Origin of the sequence: Chlorobium phaeovibrioides, from assembly GCF_003968655.1 — a bacterium.
Taxonomy (GTDB): domain Bacteria; phylum Bacteroidota; class Chlorobiia; order Chlorobiales; family Chlorobiaceae; genus Chlorobium; species Chlorobium phaeovibrioides.
The window spans coordinates 105,367-111,579 of the sequence record NZ_RXYK01000006.1; the positions used below are offsets into that span (position 1 = coordinate 105,367).

Here is a 6,213-nt window from a genome sequence, read left to right on the forward strand (position 1 = left end):
TGACACTAGTACTTCATCGTCTTGAACAGCGACTCAGCGTCGGGTAACGGTGGCGTAGCAATGCGCCGCCGTTACCCGACATCGAGTCGTTCTTCAGCAGTCTCAAGCGGGTACCGGTATATCCGGGCAGGTTTTCGCACTTGAATGAAGGAGTTGTCATGGACTTTTTCGGGGAGTATTTCCGCTGGTATAACACGGAACACTACCATTCACGCATCGGATATGTGACCCCGGAACAGATGCATCAGGACCTTGCCGCAGGGATTATCGCTGAAAGAAAAAGAGTATTGGGAGAGCAGCAGAAACTTCGTAAAATGTACAGTCAGCAAATCAAACAACCGGAAGCGGGCTGTAGTTTATTGGAAATCCGTTTCGCGACATCATCCAAAAATCACGCCGGTTATAACTTAAAAAAGGAGAGAGGTATGTTTAGCCAAAGAGCTATTGAAAAACTTGATTACTACGTTTACTTTCTTGAAGACCCAGATACTGGTGATGTTTTTTATGTCGGAAAAGGTAACGGTAATCGTGTGTTTAGTCATCTAAAGTGTGCAATTGAGACAGATGGCGGAACTGAAAAGTTAGATACTATCCGAAAAATTATTGATACTGGAAAAAAACCAAGACACTACATATTAAGGCATGGCCTTAAGGAGGATGTAGCATTTGAAATTGAGGCTTCATTGATAGACTTTGTAGGTCGGAAAAACCTGTTAAACCTTCAAGGTGGGCATCATTCAAATGATTATGGGATCTTAACAGTAGAGGAGATTTCTGCAAGATATGATGCTGAAAAACTATCAACCGATATTCCTTCAATACTTATAAATATTAATAAGCTATATCGACGTGAAATGAAGGAAGACGAGCTTTACGATGCCACTAGGAAATCTTGGGTTCTTGGTAATAGAAAAGAAAAAGCCCAATATGCAATAGCTGCATATCGTGGATTAACGCGTGAAGTGTATAAGATTGATCGCTGGTTTGAGGTTGAAGTAAAAGGAAGAACTCGTTGGGGCTTTGATGGCTGTCGTGCAGAAAAGCAAGTCCGCGAGAACCTCAACTACAAGTCTGTCGCTAAGATTTTCACCAAAGGTGCGGCATATCCAATAAGGTATTTGAATTGTTAGATGCGTTGCAGCGTCGAACGCTCGTCTGAGAAAATCGAAGTGACCGTTCAGGAAATCTGCTTGATATGCCGCACCTCCTTTCCGCGCATTAACGGATGAGACAGGTGGCTGGCTGAAGCGGCAGGGCGGACAGGGCTCCATCAAGACGGACAGAGCCCGCAAGCTCAGGGCCGGGGCTGTTTCGCGGCCCGGCTTCCGCAGAGAAGAGCTCCGGACGGCAGCCGTTAGGCTGCCTCCCTTCGCGGGGAAGACCCCGCCTCCGCTTCGGACCTGGGGCTGGCGCCCCCAGGTCCTCCGCTCCGGCACCGCAGCGAAGCTCTTCAGACGATGGAAGCATTTTTGGCGCCCGAGGCCGGATCCCGCACTCCGCGCTCCGAGCGAGGCTGTCGCATCGGGCGCATCCGGCTCCGGAGTACCGGTTGCCGGCCGCCCCATGCTCCCTGCAGCCTGAGGGCGCGTGTAGAGGGCGCCCTATGTGTTAACATAGATGTCGCCTCCTTGTTGGACGCGACATCTATGTTAACACATAGGGCACCCCGGTTCTTTGATACATATTCCTCGGTCTTTTCCTCACTTATGAGAATGACGATATAATATAAGTATTAATGAAAATTAAAGTTACGAAAAGAACATCTACGATATCCATTGCGCCCACTCATGCTGAAACACCACTGGAACGCCTTCTTTCTGGCAGACACGAATGGTATGACCTGTGCCGCCATCCATTGGCGAGGCCGGATCGACATAAAAAAGTGCAGCAGTGGCTTTTGGAAACTCATCTGAAAAGCCGACAACCTTCATCGTATCCCGGAGCAAATAGTCGGCTTTTGCGGCAAGTTGACCGGTTTTCCCAAGCTGCCCCATTAATGATGAGCATTTTGGCGAGGCAAAAATGGTTTTGGCTACGATTTGCTCAACCTGATCAGGTGAAAGCACCTCAGGATACTGGTAAGCAGCACCCTCAAATCGTGCCTTTTTTCGGTGGTTTCTGTAGGGAGCAACGACCTGCAGGCGGGATGAATCAACGGCTGCAATACCTTTTGAAAAGGCCTCGTCGGAACCGGTAGCGTTCCCTGAACGGAACCGTACTTTTGGAAACTTTGCTGCAAGAAACCCTGCAACAGCAACGGCCATCTCATACTCCTCTTCAGGAATGGAACGGCGCCCTTCCAGAAGGATTACCGGCATTTCAGTCGTCTCAATAAGCGCTTTAAGCGCTTCAAGGGTTATCGCGTTGTTGTTCATCATTGAAATTTTGATCCAGTCAGTTTTTTTAGCGAGGAAAAGGGTTTATTTCAATAATAAGATCAAGGGTAGGACAAAAGCTGTCGCAGGGTCAGGATCATCACGTTTTCCTGACTATTTTCACCAATCAAGAAATGATAGCAGCATGAAGCAGTCGAGACCCCCGCTGATTCGCATTCAGTACATCGATCAGCAACTCCGCCGCAACAGTTTTTAGTGGACCCCGTCCTATAAGACAAAAAGGGCCTGAGTTTAAGTTGGCAACCTGCTGTTTATGCAGCAGAAAGGCGCTGCCCCTCTTGTTCATTTAACTCTTCCTGTGGCTCGTTCTTGAGCCGGTACTTGTCAATGATGTGGGCCCCGCCGCCTTGGCCTGAACGATACACTTCATCCGGAGTGCTGTAGTCCAGAGACTGATGTGAACGCACACTGTTGTAATCTACAAAATACTCCGTTAATCCCTGCTGTAATTCTGCCGGGGATCCGTATCCCTTCGCGTACAAGTCCTCATGTTTGACACTGCGCCAGAGGCGCTCAACAAAAATGTTGTTTCAGGAGAGGGACTGAGCCCTCGCAGCACCCGCGTTGCCGGTGCGACCTTTTGTTTTGGTCGGCGACAATGGAGGCGAGTGCATTAAGGCCCCCGGTTTTCAAATCCAGCGTCACCCCGTCATTAGCAGCTTAAGTAACTGTTTCGTCGTCACTAAGGCGGGGGTGCCCACATCTTGGCGCCAGCTATTCCGTTGAGATCCGAGCATTGAGGTACACCAATTTCGTGACTTCACGCAAAAGGTATAAAGGGAGTATCTAAGCCCTTAACCGGTTTTCGCACTCCCTGGATAGCAACAGCCTCTTGTTTCTGTAAAGGACAATACCCGCTCTCCCACTCAACCCCATTAACCAGCGGTGAGTCATCTCTTGTAAGCTGTCAGTGTGAGCCGATGTATCTATGGTGACATGTGGCGTTTTATTTGTGTTCTTGTGTGTTGTTTCCGTAACCATCCAATAATGGTTGCGGCTATTGAATGGGTCGCTATGATTTCAATAGCCTCTATTAGCTCATCATAAGCCCGCCATTGACTTCCCTCACATGCGGGCATTCTGCCCGCATTGCAGCAGCGTAGAGCTTTTCGGCAACCTCTTTTATCGGCATTCCCTCAGCTACCCCCAGGGCAACGGCCACGATGTCGTCGCAGCGGTCATTCTGAGCCTCTTCGAGGGTACGGTCCCATAGTGCCTGTGCCTGGTCGTCGTTCAGCCGCCCCTCCTCTACATCCTCTTCAGTGACATCGTCCAGCATGGTGTTGCGTGAGACTGTTTTCATCGCCCAGCTTCCCGGAGCATACTCCTGGATGTAATAGGAGATATAGCCATTATGATACATGCCCTCCCTCCAGTATCCCTCAATGGCAACCACCCACTTCTCCTTCTGCGTTTTTTCCCTGAACGACTCCAGCCCGTCATTGTACATGTCGAGTGCGGTGATGATCGTCATTTCACCGGCGTTTACGGCTGGTGTGTCTTTTGTCTTGTCTTTCTTTGTTTTCATGATCTGTTCTTTGTTGTTATTGATTGATGAGGGCGTCCCCTGAACGAGGACCCCCGCCGGGCGGTTGATATGCTTACCTCATTCAGTTCCCTGTACATCCGCTCGTTGCCGCCTCAAAAGCGACGAGTGCAGGGAAGACAGGGCGCCGCTGCCTGAACGGGGGATTGCCCTTCAGGAACTCCGGCAGGCTGTCCGGCAGGGCAAGACTGATTTCAAGACTGAAACGGACAAGATCTATGCGCAATTGGGGATGCAGATCATAGACCCACACAGGGAGTTCACCGAACCGCTTCCCATACCGAGCCTCTCTTGTCGGCCAGTGTATCCTGACTGCTTCAGGGAAGGTGAACAGCTTCAGTTTCCCGTTGACCAGCTTCACCTCATGGTACCCACCGAGGTTCGGCTCGTCCCCGCTGAGCATTCCGGACAGTGTTTCCAGAAACAGGTACTCGACAAGGCCCGCTGCTTCGCCCTTCCGGCCGAACCCCCTTGAATCCCTGTCTCTCCCGCTGCCGAGCTCCTCGCATATCGCCTCAAGCACCCCGGTGCATTCAGGCTTATGAGCAATCTCATCCATAGACCATCCCCGGGCAGCCGGCACGAGCTGCTTGAAAAGCCGTACCGCTCTCCAGTACAGACTTGTTTCGCTCTCTCTGCCGACACTGCCCTCTTCGCCTTGCACTGAGAGGAGATCATCTTCCATTCTCCGCTGCATAGCGTATTCGTACGACAATGACAGTGCGTGGTTGTACAGGCTGTCAGGATCGGGATACAGTACAGTATTCAGAAGCGGACGGCCTTTCGGAAACTCAGAGCAACTGGCAAACCGGACGAGAACATCCTTCAGGTCTGTGGGCAGCATCTCAAGCGCCCTCTTCTGGATATCCTGTGGGACCCCACCGTAGAGCGCCTCTGCTACCGCTCCGGCTATGCAGGCAAGAGTATCGCTGTCGCCGCCGAGCGACACGGCGCTTCGCACTGCATCCTCCCAGTCCGTCGAGTCGAGGGCGGAGATGATGGCCTCCGGCACCGTGCCCGGACAGGAGATGTCGAACGAGTACTCCTTTCTGATTTCATCCACACTTCTGTAAAGATCATAGTGGAACAGATCCATCATCCTCATACGGATAACTTCTTTCTGCTCCCCTTTGCGCGCCATCAGAACAGCAAGCGCAGTTGCCTGCGCTCCCTTTATTCCCTGGGGGTGGTTGTGGGTGACGATGGCACTTTGGCGGGCCTCCTCGAGCGCCTCGTCTTCAGTATCGAACGCAAACCCTACCGCCACCGCCCGCATGGCCGAACCGTTCCCCCAGCTGTTGTAGGGATAGGGGCTGCTGGAACGGAGCCATTTTGAAAAATCCTCCCCGTACCCGGCGTGGGGGTAACGGCGCCCGAAGGAGAGAAGTGCCCTCTGGTAATCGCAATCCGTCAGGATGGCTTCCGCCACTGCAACGCTGAGCACCGTATCGTCGGTGAACCGGCATGCGGGATGGAACAGGGGGAATTCCTTCGTCTTGATAGGCCGGTGTTCATACACTGAGCCTATGATATCTCCGGCTATCGCTCCTATCATTTCCCACCTCCTTTTTTCTTCGCCTTTGTCCCCTCCGGCAGCGACGAACCCTTGGGTTTTGGCAACGGCTTTTTGTCAGGGGGGGAAATCCACGCGTAGGGATCGAAAATAATAACGCCTCCGCCGAGCTTGGCTGACACTTCTTCCGGGGTCAATTTTCTTACAGGCGTGGAGCATCTTTTCAGAAGCGCCTCCCCGGTGGGGGTGTTGGGTAATCTGGTGATCATGACGGTCTCCGTTTAGGTTGCGAAATGCCACCAGGAGTCCGGAAAATGGAAAAACCGCAAGAACATCATGCGGTTTTCAGCGTTTTCCCTTTCGGGCACATCTGCTGTGCTGCTTGCCACCGCGGCCTTCGGCTCGGTTGGCGGACCCCGCATTGGGGTCACTCCTGATGTTGCTGTAATATACAGAGGATCTGCTTCAACTACAAAAATTTATTACAGCGGATCACTGGGGCGGGGGTCAGGGGGGAGAACGCGCGATGTTTTAGAAGGAGCTGCAGGCGGTGAGTGGGAGCATTGCGCTGGAGGATGATGCGCAGCTGGAGGAGATTAATTGGGAGAGTAATGGGGGGGGGCGGTTTCGATGTGTTCGGTTTGGGTCCTATGGCCTCCAACCCCATCAAGCGGCAGAGGTGTCTGACCCGCTTGATGTTGACCTTGTAGCCTTTGTCCTTTACCAGCCATTCCCACATACGGTAGACACCGTAGTAG

At 52.1% G+C, this 6,213-nt stretch carries 8 protein-coding genes, 1 pseudogene and 1 riboswitch; of the genes and pseudogenes, 1 reads left to right on the forward strand and 8 read right to left on the reverse strand.

All coding sequences use genetic code 11. The annotated features are described in order from the left end of the window. Window positions 1-13 precede the first annotated feature (13 nt). Complete coding sequence (locus EKD02_RS10010) at window positions 14-160, reverse strand: hypothetical protein (protein WP_185805701.1); 147 nt, start codon at window positions 158-160, stop codon at window positions 14-16. Between EKD02_RS10010 and EKD02_RS05685 the strand changes: the two genes are divergently transcribed. Then, the gene (locus EKD02_RS05685) at window positions 159-1,130 is read left to right on the forward strand and encodes an LEM-3-like GIY-YIG domain-containing protein (protein ID WP_126384415.1); all 972 of its coding nucleotides are present in this window, start codon (window positions 159-161) and stop codon (window positions 1,128-1,130) included. The two genes, EKD02_RS10010 and EKD02_RS05685, sit on opposite strands and share 2 nt — an antisense overlap. 88 nt (window positions 1,131-1,218) lie before the next feature. On the opposite strand, the gene EKD02_RS05690 is transcribed toward EKD02_RS05685, so the two are convergent. The 7 genes and pseudogenes from EKD02_RS05690 to EKD02_RS05720 form a co-directional block, all read right to left on the reverse strand. Beyond that, the gene (locus EKD02_RS05690) at window positions 1,219-1,467 is read right to left on the reverse strand and encodes a hypothetical protein (RefSeq protein WP_126384418.1); all 249 of its coding nucleotides are present in this window, start codon (window positions 1,465-1,467) and stop codon (window positions 1,219-1,221) included. Between the two features lie 296 nt (window positions 1,468-1,763). Then, on the reverse strand, window positions 1,764-2,378 hold the full coding sequence (locus tag EKD02_RS05695; RefSeq protein WP_126384421.1) for a hypothetical protein: 615 nt from the start codon (window positions 2,376-2,378) through the stop codon (window positions 1,764-1,766). 269 nt (window positions 2,379-2,647) lie between these two features. Then, a pseudogene (locus EKD02_RS05700) lies at window positions 2,648-2,926 on the reverse strand (integrase core domain-containing protein); the annotation flags it as partial. 503 nt (window positions 2,927-3,429) lie between these two features. Next, window positions 3,430-3,924 (reverse strand): hypothetical protein, encoded by a 495-nt coding sequence (locus EKD02_RS05705; protein ID WP_126384427.1) that lies wholly within the window; start codon window positions 3,922-3,924, stop codon window positions 3,430-3,432. An 82-nt stretch (window positions 3,925-4,006) separates the two neighbouring features. Beyond that, window positions 4,007-5,497, reverse strand: a complete 1,491-nt coding sequence (locus EKD02_RS05710; protein ID WP_126384430.1) for an ADP-ribosylglycohydrolase family protein — start codon at window positions 5,495-5,497, stop codon at window positions 4,007-4,009. After that, window positions 5,494-5,724 (reverse strand): hypothetical protein, encoded by a 231-nt coding sequence (locus EKD02_RS05715; RefSeq protein WP_126384433.1) that lies wholly within the window; start codon window positions 5,722-5,724, stop codon window positions 5,494-5,496. Before EKD02_RS05715 ends, EKD02_RS05710 begins: the two co-directional genes overlap by 4 nt. Before the next feature lie 70 nt (window positions 5,725-5,794). Then, window positions 5,795-5,900: riboswitch (SAM-I-IV-variant riboswitch) on the reverse strand. A gap of 24 nt (window positions 5,901-5,924) precedes the next feature. After that, window positions 5,925-6,213 (reverse strand): helix-turn-helix domain-containing protein (locus tag EKD02_RS05720; RefSeq protein ID WP_148102965.1); only part of this gene is annotated, 289 nt, incomplete at its 5' end.

Bases quoted from the DNA above. Each gene is read 5' to 3' on its own strand.
- EKD02_RS05685 (WP_126384415.1), top strand. From the start codon at position 159: ATGGACTTTTTCGGGGAGTATTTCCGCTGGTATAACACGGAACACTAC.
- EKD02_RS10010 (WP_185805701.1), bottom strand. From the start codon at position 160: ATGACAACTCCTTCATTCAAGTGCGAAAACCTGCCCGGATATACCGGT.
- EKD02_RS05690 (WP_126384418.1), bottom strand. From the start codon at position 1,467: ATGCTTCCATCGTCTGAAGAGCTTCGCTGCGGTGCCGGAGCGGAGGAC.
- EKD02_RS05695 (WP_126384421.1), bottom strand. From the start codon at position 2,378: ATGATGAACAACAACGCGATAACCCTTGAAGCGCTTAAAGCGCTTATT.
- EKD02_RS05705 (WP_126384427.1), bottom strand. From the start codon at position 3,924: ATGAAAACAAAGAAAGACAAGACAAAAGACACACCAGCCGTAAACGCC.
- EKD02_RS05710 (WP_126384430.1), bottom strand. From the start codon at position 5,497: ATGATAGGAGCGATAGCCGGAGATATCATAGGCTCAGTGTATGAACAC.
- EKD02_RS05715 (WP_126384433.1), bottom strand. From the start codon at position 5,724: ATGATCACCAGATTACCCAACACCCCCACCGGGGAGGCGCTTCTGAAA.